Here is an 18,495-nt window from a genome sequence, read left to right on the forward strand (position 1 = left end):
GCGGGATTGTAGCAAATCGCGTTGCGCTGGATAGTTAAGATCGTCGAGTTATAAGAGAGCTTAATAACTCACGCCCGATTATTAGCAGCATAAAATATTTATGCTATGCCGTTTCACAGCAATAACTCAGGAAACGTTGCAGCACATTTGAAAGATGTTTCTGCCGGTGGTGTACCAGATACAGCGTTCGCGTGAGTTTAGGTAACGGCACTTTCAGCTCCACCAACGAACCTGAAGCCAATTGTTCGGCAATAACATGCCGCGACAGGCAACTAATGCCAATGCCGTGACGAACCGCATGTTTGATCGCTTCCGAATTACCCAGCTCCATCACTAAATGGAAATGCGACAGATGGGTTAACAGCAGATGATCCAATACTTCACGCGTACCTGAACCACGTTCACGCAGGATCCAATGTGCATCCGCCAATGCCGCTAAGGATACCGTTCCCCGGCTGAGCGGATGGTCGGGAGAACAAAACACCACCAGTTCATCTTCCAACCAGGGCTGCGTAATCAAATCGGGATGATGGCAAGGCCCTTCGAGTAAACCTAAATCGACATTAAATTCAGAAACGTGGGTGATCACATCTTTCGTATTGCCTACATGCAGTTCCAGCGGAATATCAGGGTAATCATGGCGATAGCGGGCGATCATCGCTGGTAGCAGGTAATTGCCGATAGTGCTGCTGGCATACACACGCAGCGCACCATTATCACGCCGGAACAGTTGCTCAATTTCTATCGACTGTTCAAGCAACGCCAGCGCCTTGGGATACAGCAGGCGACCGTGTTCATTAACCACCAGACGTTTACCAACGCGATCGAAAAGTTGAACACCCAATTGCCCCTCTAAATCCGCCAGCGCGGCGCTGACAGCCGATTGAGAAAGGGCGAGCACAACGGAAGCCTGTGTCGTTGAACCACTTTTCAGGACTTCGGCAAAGACTTCCAGTTGACGTAACGTGATATGCATAGTGCGCTCTTTATCTAAAATATCTATTGGTTATAAATATATAATCAATTTCTCTTTTAATCTCGTGGATTATAAGCTGGCTTCTCAATTCGGTACGGTCAGAATAGGCACCAAACCCATGGCTCTTCCTGCGACATTACAAACGATAGCACCTGCCGATGGCGCAAAAACGCGATTACCCGGTCTGCTGTTAGTCAGTTTAATAACTTTTTCACTTCTCTGGCTGGCAAATATTCCGAAAATTGCTCAGTGGGGGCCGGGTGCACTGACATTAGCGATCCTGATCGGGATCGTGCTGGGCAATAGCTTTTATCCGCGCCTTCATCCTCTTTGTGACCCCGGCGTACAGTGGGCTAAACAGTATTTACTCCGCTGGGGCATCATCCTTTATGGCTTTCGTCTCAGCTTTCAGCAGGTTGCTGCCGTTGGTATGAACGGTATCGCGGTTGATGTTACCGTCGTCACGCTGACGTTTCTGCTCGCCTGCTGGATTGGCAAGCGCTGGCTGAAGCTCGACAATGAAACGGTGATTCTCATCGGTGCAGGCAGCAGTATCTGCGGTGCAGCGGCGATTATGGCAACAGCACCCGTTGCCAAAGCGTCCAGTAATGCCATTGCCGTCGCCGTTTCTACCGTGGTGATTTTCGGCACGACGGCGATGTTTTTGTACCCGTGGCTCTATCAACTCAATCTCACTCATCACTGGATTGACGCCACTCCGCAGGTTGTCGGTCTGTACTTCGGTTCGACGATACATGAAGTCGCTCAGGTCGTTGCCGCTGGGCATGCCGTTGATGGCGAGACGGAAAACATCGCCGTCATCAGCAAAATGCTGCGCGTCATGATGCTGGCGCCTTTCCTTCTTATGCTCAGTTTTTTCCTGAAAAAAGCGACGCAAAAACATGGCGAGGCCACGGCTATTCCGCTGATGTTCCCCTGGTTCGCGCTGGGATTTATCGCCGTAGCGGCTTTCAATTCTTTCTCACTACTTTCTCCGACACTCGTCACCCAGTTAGTGCACCTTGATAATATTCTGCTGACGATGGCAATGGTGGCGCTGGGGCTAACGACTCGCTTCAGCGCCGTTCGTCAGGCAGGGGCAAAACCGCTGCTGCTGGCACTGATGCTGTTTATCTGGCTGGTGATTGGCGGGGCGGGAATCAACCTGCTCTTCGAACATTTATTCGGCTAACGATAAATTATTTACCTGTTAACGTCTCATTAACCTGCATAATGTCTCCGTTATCAAAGGAGACCAACATGAAATACATCGGCGCACACGTTAGCGCAGCAGGCGGGGTCGATCAGGCCGTGATTCGCGCACATGAAATAAAGGCGACGGCGTTCGCCTTATTTACCAAAAATCAGCGCCAATGGCAGGCAGCGCCGCTCAGCACCGAAGTCATTGACCGTTTTAACGCCGCCTGTGAACAGTACGCCTACACATCAGCACAGATTCTGCCCCATGACAGCTATCTGATTAACCTCGGTCACCCAGACGCCGACGCGCTGGAGAAGTCACGCAGCGCGTTTATTGATGAAATGTCCCGCTGTCAGCAGCTTGGGCTGAGCTTGCTGAATTTTCACCCCGGCAGCCATCTGAAGCAGATCGAAGAAGCAGACTGTCTGGCTCGTATCGCCGCGTCCATCAACATCGCGCTGGCAGAAACGGACGGTGTCACCGCCGTGATTGAAAACACCGCCGGGCAAGGGAGTAATCTCGGTTTCCGCTTTGAGCATCTGGCGGCCATTATTGATGGCGTGGAAGATAAAAGCCGCGTCGGTGTCTGTATCGATACCTGCCACGCCTTTGCTGGCGGTTACGATCTGCGAACAGAAGCCGATTGCGAGGCCACCTTTGCTGAATTCGATCGTATTGTTGGATTCCGCTATCTACGCGGCATGCACTTGAATGACGCCAAAAGTACGTTCGGCAGCCGTGTTGACCGGCACCATAGTCTGGGCGAAGGCAATATCGGCAAAACCGCCTTCAGCTACATCATGAAAGACGCGCGTTTTGATGGGATCCCGATGATTCTGGAAACGGTCAATCCTGATATCTGGGCTAACGAAATCGCCTGGCTCAAATCCGAAGCGCAGTGCTGATTACCCTTAAAGTTGCAACATGCTTTTAAAGTTGCTAGTCGATTGTGCCAAGCGGAGGTAATGGATAGATCGTAAAGACGCTGTGAATACATCCCTGTACGCTCGGCTTGCGCCATCCATGGCGCAAACGCTTTACTATTCTATCCCATTCCTCCGCTTCCGTTCCTCGGATAAGTTTTCTTGAAGCCCAAGGGGCAGAACCCATAAAAAAGCGCCCGTCGGTGAATACCAACGGGCGCTATCTCATCCACATCCTTGTGTTATGGCATTACTTTTTATCTACGACTATGATCGAACTTACGCGACTTTCGCCAGTTGTTCATCAGAGCGTTTCAGCAACGCATACAGCACGCCAGCCACTGCGGTTCCGGCAATAATCGCCAACAGGTAGCCAATAACCGGGGTAATCGCGCCAGGAATCAATAGCACGAACAGACCACCATGTGGTGCCATTAACTTAGCGCCCACCATCATTGACAGCGCACCAGTCAGTGCGCCACCGATGATGCAGCAAGGCAGAACGCGCATTGGATCACGCGCCGCGTAAGGGATCGCCCCTTCGGAGATGAAGCACAAGCCCAGCACAAATGCCGCTTTACCGCCTTCACGCTCGGTCGGATTGAATTTCTTGCTTGCCAACACAGTCGCCAGACCCATCGCCAGCGGTGGCACCATACCTGCTGCCATGACGGCGGCCATCGGCGCATAAATCTGGCTACTGAGTAACGTAGTACCGAAGACGTAAGCCACCTTGTTAACCGGCCCGCCCATATCCGTACACATCATCGCACCCAGAATGGCCCCCAGGATCACCGCATTCGCCGTGCCCATGGATTGCAGCCAGCCTGTCAGACCCGTCAGAATTTTCGCCACTGGCGTACCAACCACGTAAATCATGATCAGGCCGGTGATCAACGTAGCGAACAGTGGAATAATCAGGATCGGTTTTAGCGCCGTCAGACTTTGCGGCAGAATCAGTTTATTGTTGATCGCTCTGGCAACATAACCCGCCAGGAAACCGGCAATAATCCCGCCGAGGAAGCCTGCGCCCGTACTCACCGCCAGCATCCCCCCCACCAGACCCGGCGTTAAGCCCGGACGATCCGCAATGGAGAACGCGATATAGCCCGCCAGCACTGGCACCATCAGGGCAAAAGCAGAACCGCCGCCGATCTTCATCAGCGCTGCTGCCAGCGTACCTTCCTGTTTAAAGGCTTCAATACCAAAGACAAACGACAGCGCGATACACAGACCGCCTGCCACCACCATCGGCAGCATATAAGACACGCCGGTCAGCAGGTGACGATACGGACCTGCCCCGCCTTTCTGGCCAGATTCGCTTGCGCTTGAGGCGCTGGCTTGCCCGGATGGCTGATACACTTTGGCTTCAGCCTGCGCTTTATCTAATTCCTGTGCCGTCTTTTTCAGTGCCAGCCCCGTCGAGGTGCGGTACATCTTCTTACCGGCAAATTTCGCCAGATCGACTTCAATATCCGCCGCGACGATCACCAGATCGGCCTGTTCAACTTCTTCCGGGGTAATCGCGTTGCCCGCACCAACGGAGCCACGCGTTTCCACTTTGACCCACCAGCCGCGTTTTTTCGCTTCGCTTTCAATCGCTTCTGCCGCCATAAACGTGTGCGCGACGCCAGTCGGACACGCCGTTACGGCCACAATGCGTTTGGCAGCCGCGGGCTGCTGAACGGGAGCTGACGCCGCGGCTTGATACGCGGTTGCTTCCGTCTGCGCTTTCGCTAAAAAGGCTTCCGGCTGTGAGACAGCCAGTTCAATATCGCCGACATACACCTGTTTGCCATTCAGTGCGCTGTCCACCGCAGCGGATGCACCCAGAACGATCGCCAGTTCAGCGTCGTTAGCTTGTTCTGTAAACGTCACCCCTGCTTTCGCAGCGGCAGCGCCGAGTAGGTTCTTCACCAGTTGGCTTCTCGCCAGGCCCAGTGATTTATCCAAAATCAGCAGCGTTTTCATTGTTTGTCTCCTGCTGTATCAGTTAAAGGGTTTCAGGTCGACACGCGCCATCATTGCGGCCAACTGAGGACGATCGGTAATACCAACATTGCTTTGGCTGACGGCCAGCGCTGAAACCGCTGTCGCCAAACGTAGAGTGTGCTCACTGGATTCACGCATTAATAAGCCATAAATCAACCCCCCAACCATGGAGTCGCCCGCCCCTACCGTACTTACCACATCACAAGCTGGTGGCAACGCGCGCCACGCGCCAGATGCATTCACCCACAGCGCGCCTTCCGCACCCAGGGAGATCACAACATGCGCGATACCCTGCTCACGCAACGCGTGGGCGGCATCCACCACATCAGCCAGCGTTGGTAATTTACGCCCGGCCCATATTTCCAGCTCCCGACGATTCGGTTTCACCAACCAGGGAGAGGCTTTCAATCCCGCCACCAGCGCTTCACGGCTGCTGTCGAAAATAATGCATGGACATTGCGTACGCAGACGCGACATCCAATCGGTAAAGGCATCAGGATCGACGCCAGCAGGCAGACTGCCGCTTACCGCAACCATATCGAACTGACCCAGCCAGCTTAGCGAATCATTGACGAAACGCTGCCAGTCTTGCTGTGTCACTTCAAAACCGGAAAAGTTGAAGTCGGTGACGTCGCCATCTTTTTCCGTTAATTTGACATTAATACGCGTACGCCCTGGAACAACCTGGAAACGGTTGGCAATGCCCAGTTCGCTGAACAGTTGCTGAAAACCATCCTGATTGTCTTTACCCAGAAAGCCACCGACCGTGACATCAATCCCGAGATCTTTCAGCACCTTGGCAACGTTGATACCTTTACCTGCGGCGTGCAGACCCGCTGTCTGAACCAGATTGACTTCGCCTTTTTCCACTTCCGGGCAATAGCCAACCAGATCATAAGCTGGATTCAGGGTGATTGTGGCTACTCTCCTGCTCATGCTGCCCCCTCGCCCAAACCGGATGTAATCGCGTCGCCAATCGCGGCCAGTGCTTGCTCCGCATCGCTACCGCTGGCGGTGAAGCGCAATTTGTGACCTTTCTTCACGCCCAGCGCGACCACTTTCATCAGGCTACGACCATTTGCGGGTTTGCCTGTACCATCCAGATTGGTGACGGTGATGTCACTGCTGAACTGTTTGATCACGTTCACCAGCATGGTGCCCGGACGGGCATGCAGGCCGTGTTCGTTGCGAATCGTGAATTCTGCCGTCAGCACTTCGCTCTCTTCCGGTACGTCGCTGGTCAATAAGGCCAGCAGCGTCGGCGCGTCAGCCGTCAGCAGACGTTCCGCTTTTTGCGCAATCAGCAGGTTGCTCAGGTAATCGATCGGGGCGAAAGCCTGATCGTCAGCCGCCGCAACCGTCACCAATAACGCCACGTTTTCACCGTCAACGCTGAAAGGCGTAGCCGGACGGGCCACCGCCGCTGCGCTGCTGAGATTACCGACAGCGCTATCGCTGAACCACACACCTTGTCCGAGATTGAGCGGCTTGTTGCTGACGGCAGTGCTGACGAAGCTGGCATCGGCTGCACCGACCTGCTGAAGGCGACCCGCGTTCAGCGCCTGAAGCGTCAGCAGATTGTCGGTCACGACATCCAACGCAATCAGCGAGGTATCAAAGCGGAACTCCGCCAACTGCTGCTCACCCATCAGCAGGCTACGTAGCTCTTCTGCCGATGTGGTACTCGCCAGACGTGCCGCCACGCGATCGTCGCTCAGGACATGAGTCAGTTGACGCAGCAGCGCCAGATGTTCATCAGAACGGGCTGCAATACCCAATACCACATACGCGGTTTGATCTTCACCCCAGGTGATTCCCTGAGGAAACTGGAATACTTGAACCCCGGTCTTCAATACCAGATCGCGGGTATCGGTGGTGCCGTGAGGGATAGCAATACCGCTTCCCAGATAGGTGGATGTCTGCTGTTCACGCTGTAGCATGCCATCGACATACCCTGCGTTAACGCACCCGGCCTCGGTCAGTGCTGAAGCAACAAGCTGGATAGCTTCCTGCTTAGTGCTGGCCGCGGCGCCCAAATGAATATCTTGCTGTGACAACTGGAACATGGCACTCCTCTCTTGCTGAAAGTTGAATCGTTTCAGCTTTTATGAGAAAAAAATGTGTCGATTATTAGGGCGTTTCAAAAAAAATCCCGCCGAAACGTTTCAAAAGTCTCATTCTATTACGCCATTTATGCAAGCTTTCTGCGCTGCTGACGTAACAAAATTATGACATCACGCACATTTTAACGTGGATGACGCACTGCCAGCCAAAAAAATCACCCAATGGCTGACGCTATGCTGACGAAAAATAATGAAACAGGATTTCTGTTTCATTATAAACCCGGGTAGTATGTCGCGCTCGACAGCCTTCGCCTATTTTCTAAGCGCTATCAATTTATGTTCACTCCAGCAAACACAACACGACGTCCGATTGACCTGACATCATCAGCATTCTTAGTCATTGCCTTTCTGACCGGGACAGCCGGTGCGTTGCAACTCCCCACGCTCAGCCTCTTTCTTTCCAGCGAGGTACAGGCGCGCCCTTTTCTGGTGGGGATGTTTTATACCGGTAGTGCGGTGATCGGCATTATCGTCAGCCAAATACTGGCTACGCGCTCAGATCGTCAGGGCGATCGCAAATCGCTGATATTTGTTTGTTGCTTGCTGGGCGCGCTGGCCTGCATGTTGTTTGCATGGAACCGTAACTACTTTATTCTGCTGTTTATCGGCGTTTTACTGAGCAGTTTTGGCTCAACGGCAAACCCGCAACTTTTTGCGCTAGCGCGAGAACATGCGGATAAAACGGGTCGTGAAGCGGCGATGTTCAGTTCCATTCTCCGCGCCCAGATTTCGCTCGCCTGGGTGGTCGGCCCGCCCATTGCTTTTGCGTTGGCACTCGGTTTTGGCTTCACGACTATGTATCTGACCGCCGCCGTCGTGTTTATTTTGTGCGGCATTCTGGTCAAATTTTTCCTGCCTTCCATGCCTAAAACGGTGGAAAAAACCACCTCTACGCTGGAATCGCCGCGTCGCAACCGCAGAGATACGCTCTTATTGTTTGTTGCCTGTACCCTGATGTGGACCTGCAACGGAATTTACCTCATTAATATGCCGTTGTATCTGGTGCATGAGTTGCATCTGCCGGAAAAGCTGGCGGGCATCATGATGGGTGTGGCTGCCGGGCTGGAGATTCCGGTGATGTTGATTGCGGGCTACGTGGCTAAACGCTTCGGTAAACGTTTTCTCATGCGACTTGCCGTTGCGTCTGGTTTGCTGTTCTTCGGCGGTCTGCTGATTCTCGATGGAGAAATAGCCCTGCTGGGGTTACAGGCGCTGAACGCCATTTTCATCGGCATTCTGGCCGGCATCGGTATGCTTTATTTTCAGGATTTGATGCCCGGACAGGCGGGAGCCGCGACGACGCTGTTTACCAATACCACCCGCGTTGGTTGGATCATTTCCGGTTCGCTGGCCGGGATCGTTGCTGAAATCTGGAACTATCACGCGGTCTTCTTTTTCGCGCTGCTGATGATCGTCGGTTCCAGCTATTGTATGTGGCGCATCAAAGACGCCTGATCGCCGCACGTTAAGGTGCGGTGTCAGCTTCCAGTTTGAGCAAATAAACCATCGCCTCATCCCGGTGGCTGAAACACATATCCGCACGCGGCTGTAAGCCTGCGCAAACCGCAGGCCGGAGAGGAGAATGGAACAGCCCACAGCGCATCGCGTCATCAAGGTGGATACAGGGCGTGTTCGCGGGCTTGCCATGCGGCAGCCCCGGCATCGGCGTTGAAATAGATGGCGCGGTACAACACGCACCACAATGGGAACGACAGTCCATCAGCAAACTCTCCGGTGGGCTGACAAAAGATAGAAAGCGCCACGATAACAGTCCTGCCGCTAAAAACCAATATCAGCACCTTCATCTTATCACTTGCCTGAATTCTCCAGCGCGAGTAACGTGTCGCCACAAAAATCACACTCCTTATAACAGGTAATTTTTATGGCAAGAGCAAACGAGATTAAACGCGGCATGGTCGTTAACTATAACGACAAGTTATTGCTGGTAAAGGACATCGATGTTCAAAGCCCCAGCGCTCGCGGTGCCAGCACGCTGTACAAAATGCGTTTTTCTGACGTACGCACGGGTTTAAAAGTGGAAGAGCGTTTTAAAGGCGATGATATTCTCGATACCATCACGCTAACACGCCGCACGGTCACCTTCTCTTATATTGACGGTGATGAATACGTCTTTATGGATGATGAAGACTACACGCCTTATCTCTTCAAAAAAGATCAAATCGAAGAAGAGCTGCTGTTCATCCCTGAAGGCGGTATGCCGGGCATTCAGGTATTGAGCTGGGACGGCCAAATCATCGCGCTGGAACTGCCACAAACAGTAGATATGGAAATCATTGAGACAGCTCCGGGCATTAAAGGCGCTTCTGCCAGCTCACGTAACAAACCGGCCACCATGAGCACCGGTTTGGTTATTCCGGTGCCAGAATACCTGAGCGCAGGTGAAAAAATCCGCATTCACATTCCAGAACGCCGCTATATGGGTCGTGCAGACTAATCGCATACCTCGCATCATCAACACGATACTTGTCGCCGGATGAAATATCCGGCACATCCCACCGTCAATCCACATAGGAGCCTGCCATGCTAACGAAAGTCAATTTGATTACGGGGTTTCTGGGGAGTGGAAAGACCACGACGATTCGCCATCTGCTGTCGCAAAAGCCGGAAGACGAGGTCTGGGCGGTGCTGGTCAATGAATTCGGCGAGGTGGGCATTGATGGCGCGCTATTGGCAGACAGCGGTGCGGTTCTGAAAGAAATTCCCGGCGGCTGCATGTGCTGCGTGAACGGCCTACCAATGCAGGTTGGCCTGAATATGCTATTGCAACAGAAAAAGCCGCACCGCCTGCTTATCGAACCCACAGGACTCGGCCATCCGAAACAAATTCTCTCCTTACTGATGAGCGAGATCTATCAGCCCTGGCTGACATTGCAAGCGACGCTATGTCTTCTGGATGCGCGCCAACTCAGCGACACGCGTTACACGGAAAACGAAAACTTCCGCGATCAGCTTGCCGCCGCTGACATTATTATCGCCAATAAACGTGATACCTATACCTCCGACGATCTCGCAGCCTTGCAGCAGTGGCAGCGGGTCAGTGGTGAGGGACGGCACATTATCGAAGCCAGTCAGGGAAACGTTGACCGCCAACAGCTCGATCAGCCGCGACACCATTCATCGCAAGACCGTGTGCGCGACCTTCCAGATGGAGCCCACCACCACTCACATAAGCCAACAACAGGTTTGGCCGCGCTGCAATTACCGGGTGGGCAATCCTGGCGACGTTCTCTCAATCAGGGACAGGGCTACCACGCCTGCGGCTGGATATTCGCGCCTGACACCACTTTTGATACTGCCGCACTACTGGACTGGGTTCGTCTTTCTCCCGTGAATCGGGTTAAAGGCGTGATGCGTATAAAAGAGGGAACGCTCATCGTCAACCGTCAGGGCCACGATCTGCATATAGAAACCCGATCAACACCACCGATTGATAGCCGTATCGAAATCATCAATGAAACACCGGCCGAATGGAATACGTTACAAGCCTCATTGTTAAAGGCTCGTTTAACTAATGTGGACTAGAATGAAGCCTTTTCGTCTTTGGATGCTTTGCCTTATGTCATTTGCTCGTTTTTCTTCTATTTTAGTGCTCAACGTGTTGGGTATTGGGCTGTTTTTATCCTGGTATCTCCCCGAAAATCATGGTTTTTGGTTCACACTCGACAGCCATATTTTTTTCTATTTCAATCATCTTTTGGTCGATAGCCCAACATTTTTGCATCTGGTTGCGATTACCAATAACCGTGCCTTTGACGGCTGTGCGCTTATTGCAATGGGTGCGTTGTACCTCTCGTTTTATCTGAAAGCCACGCCGCCTGAACGTCGCCGTTTGTTGATCCTCGGTTTCATCATGCTGTTAACTGCCGTCGTGCTGAATCAGGCAGGACATCTATTACCCGTTCAACACACCAGCCCGACACTCTATTTTACTGACATCAATCGCGTTTCAGCCTTAACGGGCATTCCGACCAAAGATGCTTCATCGGACAGTTTCCCTGGCGACCACGGCATGATGTTAATGATCTTTGCTGCCTTTATGTTGCGTTATTTTACCCGCACGGCTTTCATCATCGGCCTGGTCATCATGGTAATTTTCTCATTGCCTCGCATCATGATCGGCGCACATTGGTTTACGGATATTGCAGTCGGTTCGCTCTCTGTCGTTTTGGTCGGACTGAGTTGGTGGTTATTAACGCCGGCAAGCGATGCCGCTATTGCCTTGTTAAACAGACTATTAACTAAAAAATAGACGGTATAAATCCGTATAATTTCGGATTATTTACATCGACATTTTTTAACTGAACACATCATTAAATCTTATAAATAAAATAGTTAAAACTTCTCGCAATCCTGCTGCTGTTGCGGTAGTCTCGTTGAAGTTTGCTTTTTAGCGCATACTGAACTAGCGGCGGCAAGAGAAATAATGTGCATTACGACACAGTTTCGCCGATGAGTGTTTGGCTAAGAAGACGCGGTGATTTAGTCTGAGTCTCGTTTTCATTTGGCATTTATACCCCAGTGAACTGGGGATACTACATAACGATATTTGTCGTTAAGGACAGCAAGGGAACATAACAATAATGGTCAAGTCTCAACCGATTCTGAGATATATCTGGCGGGCAGTGCCTGCCGTCGCGGTGGCAATGATGCTCTCCGCATGTGGAAGTAATAGTGCATACAACCATAAAGCTCAAACTGATATGCATGCAGTTAATGATAAAGATGGTCTTTTACTGCAAGCCTCTCAGGATGAATTTGAAGCACTGGTTCGTAACGTGGACATCAAATCCAAGTTACTTAACCAATATGCCAGTTGGAAAGGCGTTCGCTATCGATTAGGTGGTGATAGTCGCCGTGGCATTGACTGCTCAGCTTTCGTTCAGCGCACGTTCCGCGAACAGTTTGGTATGGATTTACCGCGTTCTACTTATGAACAGCAAGAGATGGGTCAGCAAATTCAGCGCAACAAACTGCGCGTTGGCGATCTTGTCTTGTTCCGCGCGGGTTCAACCGGACGTCATGTTGGCATTTATCTCGGTAACGATCAGTTCGTCCACGCGTCAACCAGCAGCGGCGTCATCATTTCCAAGATGACAGAAGACTACTGGAATAAGCGTTATCAGGAAGGACGCCGTATTCTGAGTAAAGGAAAAACCAGCTAAACACTATCCACTCCCTTATTGCGATATTGCTTTGCTAGTGGAAAGACTTTGCTGTTAGCCAACAAAACGAGACAACATCAACGCCGCTTATAACAAGCGGCGTTTTTTTATGATGGACATCCTTGTCCATCACCCTACGGGCCGTTGCTACGCAACGTTGAAAAACGTTCCCTACGTTTTTTTATGATAGACACCCTTATCTGTCACCCTGCGAGCCGTTGCTACGCAATGTTAACCATCTCTCCCAGAAATGGTTATGTCTGCTTTTCACCCAAATTCTGCTGCATATCGTCCCCCTTCTGCGGCGCACTGCGCAAAATATGACTAAACCCACAACCTGAAACATTAACAGGCCGTGATTAAAGTAGGTTTATCACCTGATTTCATGATAAAAAGAAAACACGCAACTTCCCGATGGGAATGTTAATTATTTCAAGAACTTTATGCCGAGAAAATTGGCATCGTCGACGTTACGATATGGCATGTCTGCATCAGTCATCCAATCAGATAACGTCCACTCGCAGGAGATTGCCGTCAGATGTTAAAACGTGTTATCGCCGCCGTATTGCTCTGCACGACCCATTTTGGGCTGCATGCCGAGACGATTGAAAACAGCACCCGCTTTGCGCTTTTGGGGGAGCCGAAGTATACGGAGAACTTCCGCCATTTTGACTATGTAAATCCCGATGCCCCCAAAGGCGGCAATATCACCCTCAGCGCACTGGGAACCTTCGATAATTTCAACCGCTACGCGCTACGCGGCGTAGCGGCGGCACGTACTGAACGCCTCTACGATTCGCTCTTTGTCTCCTCTGATGACGAACCCGGCAGCTATTATCCGCTGGTGGCACTAACAACTCGCCATTCGGCAGATTTCCGCTGGATTGAAATCGATATGAATCCCCAGGCTCGTTTTCATGATGGTTCACCGATCACCGCAGCCGATGTCGCGTTCACCTACAATATGTTTATGACGCAGGGCGTGCCACAGTTTCGTCTCTATTTCAAAGACGTCACCGCCAAAGCTGTCGCTCCGCTGACCGTACGCTTCGATTTTCCCGTATCCGATAAAAACCGCATGTTCAGCCTGATAACATTGCCCATCATGCCGGAGAAATTCTGGAAAAATCATAAACTCAACGAGCCCCTGTCGTATCCGCCACCTGCCAGTGGCCCTTATCGCATCACAGCCTACCGCACCGGACAATATGTCACCTATTCGCGGGTGAAAGACTATTGGGGTGCCGATCTGCCGGTAAATAAAGGCCTGAACAATTTCGATACAATCCGCTACGACTACTATCTGGACGATAGCGTTGCGCTGGAAGCGTTTAAAGCCGGTGCGTTCGACCTGCGAGAGGAAGGATCGCCAAAGAATTGGGCGACACAATATCAGGGCGGTAACTTCGCTCGCGGTTACATCATCAAACAGGATCAGGTCAATCAATCCGCACAGGATACGCGCTGGCTGGCGTTCAATATCCAGCGGCCATTATTTCAGGATAGGCGCGTCCGTCAGGCGTTAGCGCTGGCTTTTGACTTCAACTGGATGAATAAGGCGCTGTATTACAACGCTTATCAACGTACCGATAGCTATTTCCAAAACACCGAGTATGCCGCTAAAGGCGAACCCAGCACGGAAGAGCTTGCCTGGCTGACGCCGCTGAAAGATAAAGTGCCTGCCGAGGTCTTTGGCACCCGCTATCAACCGCCCTCCTCCGATGGCAGCGGCTATGACCGACAAAACTGGCTTAAGGCACTAACGTTGCTGAAAGAGGCAGGTTGGGAATTGAAAGATCAAAAGCTGGTCAATAGCAAAACCGGGCAGCCCTTTACGTTTGAACTGCTATTGCCAAGCGCAGGCAACTCACAGTATGTCCTGCCGTTTCAGCAAAGCCTGAAAAAACTAGGGATTACCATGAATGTGCGTAACATCGATAGCGCACAGTTCAATAGCCGTCTACGCAAACGGGATTTCGATATGACGGCGACAGTGTACCCCGCTCTCCTTTACCCTGATGACAACCTGCAAATCCGCTGGAGCTCGCAATATATCAACTCAAGTTACAATACCTCCGGCGTCAGCGATCCCGCCATTGACTCTCTCATTGAGGACATTGTTAAGCACCAAGGGCAAAAAGTGCCGCTGTTGTCACTGGGTCGCGCGCTGGACAGGGTGCTGACCTGGAACCAGTTCATGATCCCTATGTGGTATTCCAATCATGACCGTTTTGCCTATTGGAACAAATTTGCTATGCCCGCAGTTCGCCCGGCGTATTCGCTTGGCATTGACGGCTGGTGGTTCGATACCAAACAGGCGGCTACGCTGCCCGCAGAGCGACGTTAAGGAATCAAAATGGGAACCTATCTGTTACGCCGCCTGCTGCTGGTCATTCCAACCCTGTGGGCGATTATCACGATTAATTTCTTTATTGTACAAATTGCGCCCGGCGGCCCGGTCGATCAGGCCATCGCGGCCATTGAGATGGGTCACGGCAGCGGTTTCACCGCCAGTAGCGGAATGGATGCGGGTATGGCACGCACCGGAACCAGCGGAGCCCCTAATATCGAAAACACGTACCGCGGTTCACGCGGGCTTGATCCAGAGGTCATCGAAGAAATCACCAAACGCTACGGCTTCGATAAACCCATTCATGAGCGCTATTTTAAACTGCTGTGGGATTATGTCCGTTTTGACTTCGGCGACAGCCTGTTCCGTGGTTCTTCGGTGATGCAACTCATTAAAGAGAGCATGCCCGTTTCCATTACGCTCGGCCTGTGGAGTACGCTGATTGTCTACCTGATTTCTATTCCGCTGGGCATCAAAAAAGCCGTGAAGAACGGCACGCCGTTCGACACCTGGAGCAGCACGCTCATCATTATCGGCTATGCCATTCCCGCGTTTTTATTTGCGATCATTTTGATTGTGCTATTCGCTGGCGGCAGTTATCTGGACTGGTTCCCGCTACGCGGGCTGGTTTCCAGCAATTTTGATACGTTGCCGTGGTACAGCAAAATCACTGACTATTTTTGGCATATTGCGTTACCCGTCCTGGCCTCCGTGATTGGCGGGTTTGCCACCTTAACCATGCTCACCAAGAACTCCTTTATGGATGAGATTCGCAAGCAGTACGTTGTTACCGCACGGGCTAAGGGGCTGGATGAAAAGAGCATTCTTTATCGCCATGTGTTCCGTAATGCCATGCTGCTGGTGATTGCTGGCTTCCCTGCCACCTTTATCAGTATGTTTTTCACTGGTTCACTGCTGATTGAGGTGATGTTTTCTCTTAATGGGTTGGGCCTGCTGGGCTATGACGCAACGCTGCAACGTGACTATCCCGTTATGTTCGGCACGCTGTATATTTTCACGTTGATCGGCTTATTGCTGAACATCGTCAGCGACATGACCTATACGCTGGTGGATCCACGTATCGATTTTGAGGGACGCCAATGAGCCGCTTAAGCCCGATTAATCAAGCACGCTGGGCGCGTTTTAAAAGTAACCGTCGCGGTTACTGGTCGCTATGGATTTTCATGGTGCTATTTATCATCAGCCTGTTTTCCGAACTGATTGCCAATGATAAACCGCTGCTGGTGAAATATGACGGCCAGTTTTATACGCCAGTGCTCATTGACCACAGCGAAAAAACGTTTGGTGGGCAGTTAGATACCCCCGCTGACTTCCGCGATCCTTATATCGCCCAACGTATCAGCAGTCACGGCTGGGTGATATGGCCACTGATTCACTACAGTTATGACACTATCAATTACGCTACTACGACATCTTTCCCATCGTCACCAAACTGGCAGAACTGGCTGGGCACAGACAGCCAAGGGAAAGACGTCGTCGCCCAGGTGCTTTATGGCTTCCGCATCTCACTGCTGTTCGGTCTGGCGCTCACGATCCTTTCCAGCGTGATTGGCATCGCTGTCGGTGCGGCACAGGGCTATTACGGTGGACGCCTCGATCTCTGGGGTCAACGCTTTATCGAAGTCTGGTCCGGCATGCCAACGCTGTTTCTCATCATTCTGCTGTCCAGCGTGATTCAGCCGGATTTCTGGTGGCTATTGGCGATTACCGTACTGTTCGGCTGGATGAGTCTGGTTGGCGTAGTGCGGGCAGAATTTCTGCGTACGCGAAACTTTGACTATATTCGTGCGGCGCAGGCGATGGGCGTCAGCGATCGTGCCATTATGTTCCGCTGCATGCTGCCAAACGCCATGGTTGCTACGCTGACCTACCTGCCTTTTATTCTCTGCGGATCAATTACCACGCTGACATCGCTCGATTTTCTCGGTTTTGGTCTGCCTATGGGTTCGCCATCATTAGGCACCTTATTGCTGGAAGGGAAAGAGAACCTTCAGGCACCGTGGCTGGGTATCACCGTGTTTATGGTGCTTTCCATCGTGCTTTCCTTACTCATTTTTATCGGCGAAGCGGTGCGCGACGCCTTTGACCCCAGCAAGGCGCATTAATATGTCCAGTTCACCTTTATTGCAGATAGATAATCTCAGCATTGCCTTCCGCCAAGGCGATCAGGAGCAGCGTGTCGTCGACCAGCTTTCACTGACGGTGAACGCGGGTGAGACGCTGGCGCTAGTCGGTGAATCAGGTTCAGGGAAAAGCGTTACCGCGCTGTCGGTTTTACGCTTACTCCCCTCCCCGCCCGTGGTTTATCCGCAAGGGGATATCCGCTTCGCTGGGCAATCACTGCTGCATGCCGATGAAAAAACACTGCGCCAGATACGCGGCAACCGGATCGCGATGATTTTTCAGGAACCGATGGTGTCGCTTAACCCGCTGCAATGTATTGAGAAACAGCTAATTGAAGTGCTATCGCTCCACCGAGGTATGCGCACCGAAGCCGCCCGCAGCGAAGTCATCACCTGCCTGGATCGCGTAGGCATCCGTCAGGCAAAAAGCCGCTTGAATGATTTCCCCCACCAGCTTTCTGGCGGAGAACGCCAGCGCGTCATGATTGCCATGGCGCTGCTGACACAGCCTGATTTACTGATTGCCGATGAACCCACCACGGCGCTGGACGTGACCGTTCAGGCGCAAATATTGAAATTACTGAACGAGCTGAAGCAGGAGCTGGGGATGAGTTTACTGTTCATTACCCACAACCTGAATATTGTCCGTCAGTTGGCAGACAACGTGTCGGTGATGAAAGCCGGTCAGGCCGTGGAGCACAATCGCTGTCAGCAGCTTTTCAGCGCACCACAGCATCCTTACACGCGCCAATTACTGGATGCAGAACCATCAGGCGAGCCACTTCCGGTCGAGGATGACGGCGAACCACTCTTGCGAGTGGAGCAACTGCATGTTTCGTTTCCCATCAAACGCGGTCTTTTACGCCGTACCGTTGACGAAAAGCAGGTCGTGAACAATATCAACTTCACCTTACGGCGCGGTGAAAGTCTGGGTCTGGTGGGGGAATCCGGCTCAGGGAAAAGCACCACCGGATTAGCGCTACTGCGCCTGATTCAATCACGCGGCAACATTGGGTTTGACGGTCAGCCTCTGCAAGGGCTGACTCGCAAGCAACTGCTGCCTTTCCGCCGCCGGATTCAGGTTGTCTTTCAGGATCCCAATTCCGCACTCAACCCGCGGCTGAATGTGGAGCAAATTATCGCCGAGGGATTGACCGTCCATCATAAGTTAAGTAAAGAGGCGCGTGACCAGCGCGTGATAGAGGCGATGCGGGAAGTCGGGCTGGATCCCTCGACCCGCTACCGCTACCCTTCAGAGTTTTCCGGCGGTCAGCGCCAACGAATCGCTATCGCCCGTGCGTTGATACTGCAACCGGAACTGCTGATCCTGGATGAGCCTACATCGTCATTGGACAGAACGGTTCAGGCGCAAATTTTGGCATTGCTGAAATCATTGCAGGAAAAACACAAAATCGCCTACCTGTTTATCAGCCATGATTTACAGGTAATCCGCTCACTGTGTCATCAGGTTATTGTGTTGCGACAAGGCGAGGTGGTTGAACAAGGGGACTGTAAACAGGTATTCGCACACCCGGCGGAAGATTACACGCGGGAATTGCTACAGTTTTCATCCTGCACGACAGAAACGCTGCCGACATAAATG

16 protein-coding genes are annotated in these 18,495 nt (G+C 52.0%); 11 read left to right on the forward strand and 5 right to left on the reverse strand.

Annotated features, from left to right (window positions below; all coding sequences use genetic code 11):
- Positions 1–103 precede the first annotated feature (103 nt).
- Positions 104–976: a DNA-binding transcriptional regulator YeiE gene (gene yieE / locus OI69_RS12580; protein WP_039350920.1), complete on the reverse strand. Its 873-nt coding sequence runs from the start codon at positions 974–976 to the stop codon at positions 104–106.
- Positions 977–1,094: 118 nt separating this feature from the next.
- Here yieE and OI69_RS12585 point away from each other — a divergent pair, with 118 nt between their 5' ends.
- Both OI69_RS12585 and nfo read left to right on the forward strand, forming a co-directional pair.
- The gene (locus tag OI69_RS12585) at positions 1,095–2,168 is read left to right on the forward strand and encodes a YeiH family protein (protein ID WP_039350922.1); all 1,074 of its coding nucleotides are present in this window, start codon (positions 1,095–1,097) and stop codon (positions 2,166–2,168) included.
- 68 nt (positions 2,169–2,236) lie between these two features.
- Positions 2,237–3,082 carry a deoxyribonuclease IV gene (gene nfo, locus OI69_RS12590; RefSeq protein ID WP_039350925.1) on the forward strand — a complete coding sequence of 282 codons (846 nt, stop codon included), beginning with the start codon at positions 2,237–2,239 and terminating at the stop codon, positions 3,080–3,082.
- 297 nt (positions 3,083–3,379) lie between these two features.
- Here the strand turns inward: nfo and fruA are convergent, their stop codons facing one another.
- Genes fruA through fruB form a run of 3 tightly spaced genes read right to left on the reverse strand, consistent with a single transcriptional unit; the run spans position 3,380 to position 7,158 of the window.
- Complete coding sequence (fruA, locus tag OI69_RS12595; protein WP_039350928.1) at positions 3,380–5,071, reverse strand: PTS fructose transporter subunit IIBC; 1,692 nt, start codon at positions 5,069–5,071, stop codon at positions 3,380–3,382.
- Positions 5,072–5,089: 18 nt separating this feature from the next.
- Positions 5,090–6,028 (reverse strand): 1-phosphofructokinase, encoded by a 939-nt coding sequence (gene fruK, locus OI69_RS12600; protein WP_014699594.1) that lies wholly within the window; start codon positions 6,026–6,028, stop codon positions 5,090–5,092.
- The gene (gene fruB / locus OI69_RS12605) at positions 6,025–7,158 is read right to left on the reverse strand and encodes a fused PTS fructose transporter subunit IIA/HPr protein (protein WP_039350931.1); all 1,134 of its coding nucleotides are present in this window, start codon (positions 7,156–7,158) and stop codon (positions 6,025–6,027) included. The genes fruK and fruB overlap by 4 nt, the downstream gene beginning before the upstream one ends.
- A 333-nt stretch (positions 7,159–7,491) precedes the next feature.
- On the opposite strand from fruB, the gene setB reads away from it, so the two are divergent.
- The gene (setB, locus tag OI69_RS12610) at positions 7,492–8,670 is read left to right on the forward strand and encodes a sugar efflux transporter SetB (RefSeq protein WP_039350933.1); all 1,179 of its coding nucleotides are present in this window, start codon (positions 7,492–7,494) and stop codon (positions 8,668–8,670) included.
- A 10-nt stretch (positions 8,671–8,680) separates the two neighbouring features.
- Here setB and OI69_RS12615 read toward each other — a convergent pair whose 3' ends face one another.
- Entirely contained in the window at positions 8,681–8,935 is a 255-nt protein-coding gene (locus tag OI69_RS12615; protein WP_015839911.1) for a hypothetical protein, read from the reverse strand.
- A gap of 162 nt (positions 8,936–9,097) precedes the next feature.
- Here OI69_RS12615 and yeiP point away from each other — a divergent pair, with 162 nt between their 5' ends.
- From yeiP to yejF, 8 genes are all read left to right on the forward strand, one after another.
- A complete protein-coding gene (gene yeiP / locus OI69_RS12620; protein ID WP_039350938.1) occupies positions 9,098–9,670 on the forward strand; it encodes an elongation factor P-like protein YeiP in 573 nt (190 codons plus the stop codon).
- Positions 9,671–9,756: 86 nt separating this feature from the next.
- On the forward strand, positions 9,757–10,758 hold the full coding sequence (locus OI69_RS12625) for a CobW family GTP-binding protein (RefSeq protein WP_039350940.1): 1,002 nt from the start codon (positions 9,757–9,759) through the stop codon (positions 10,756–10,758).
- Positions 10,759–10,792: 34 nt separating this feature from the next.
- Positions 10,793–11,485: a phosphatase PAP2 family protein gene (locus tag OI69_RS12630; protein ID WP_039350942.1), complete on the forward strand. Its 693-nt coding sequence runs from the start codon at positions 10,793–10,795 to the stop codon at positions 11,483–11,485.
- 331 nt (positions 11,486–11,816) lie between these two features.
- Positions 11,817–12,398: a bifunctional murein DD-endopeptidase/murein LD-carboxypeptidase gene (mepS, locus tag OI69_RS12635; RefSeq protein WP_039350945.1), complete on the forward strand. Its 582-nt coding sequence runs from the start codon at positions 11,817–11,819 to the stop codon at positions 12,396–12,398.
- 538 nt (positions 12,399–12,936) lie between these two features.
- Positions 12,937–14,745 (forward strand): extracellular solute-binding protein, encoded by a 1,809-nt coding sequence (locus OI69_RS12640; protein ID WP_039350948.1) that lies wholly within the window; start codon positions 12,937–12,939, stop codon positions 14,743–14,745.
- A 9-nt stretch (positions 14,746–14,754) separates the two neighbouring features.
- Entirely contained in the window at positions 14,755–15,852 is a 1,098-nt protein-coding gene (locus tag OI69_RS12645) for a microcin C ABC transporter permease YejB (RefSeq protein ID WP_039350951.1), read from the forward strand.
- A complete protein-coding gene (locus tag OI69_RS12650) occupies positions 15,849–16,874 on the forward strand; it encodes an ABC transporter permease (RefSeq protein ID WP_039350955.1) in 1,026 nt (341 codons plus the stop codon). The genes OI69_RS12645 and OI69_RS12650 overlap by 4 nt, the downstream gene beginning before the upstream one ends.
- A gap of 1 nt (position 16,875) precedes the next feature.
- Complete coding sequence (gene yejF, locus OI69_RS12655) at positions 16,876–18,492, forward strand: microcin C ABC transporter ATP-binding protein YejF (RefSeq protein ID WP_039350957.1); 1,617 nt, start codon at positions 16,876–16,878, stop codon at positions 18,490–18,492.
- Positions 18,493–18,495: the final 3 nt, after the last annotated feature.

The organism is Pectobacterium fontis (assembly GCF_000803215.1).
Taxonomy (GTDB): Bacteria; Pseudomonadota; Gammaproteobacteria; order Enterobacterales; family Enterobacteriaceae; genus Pectobacterium; species Pectobacterium fontis.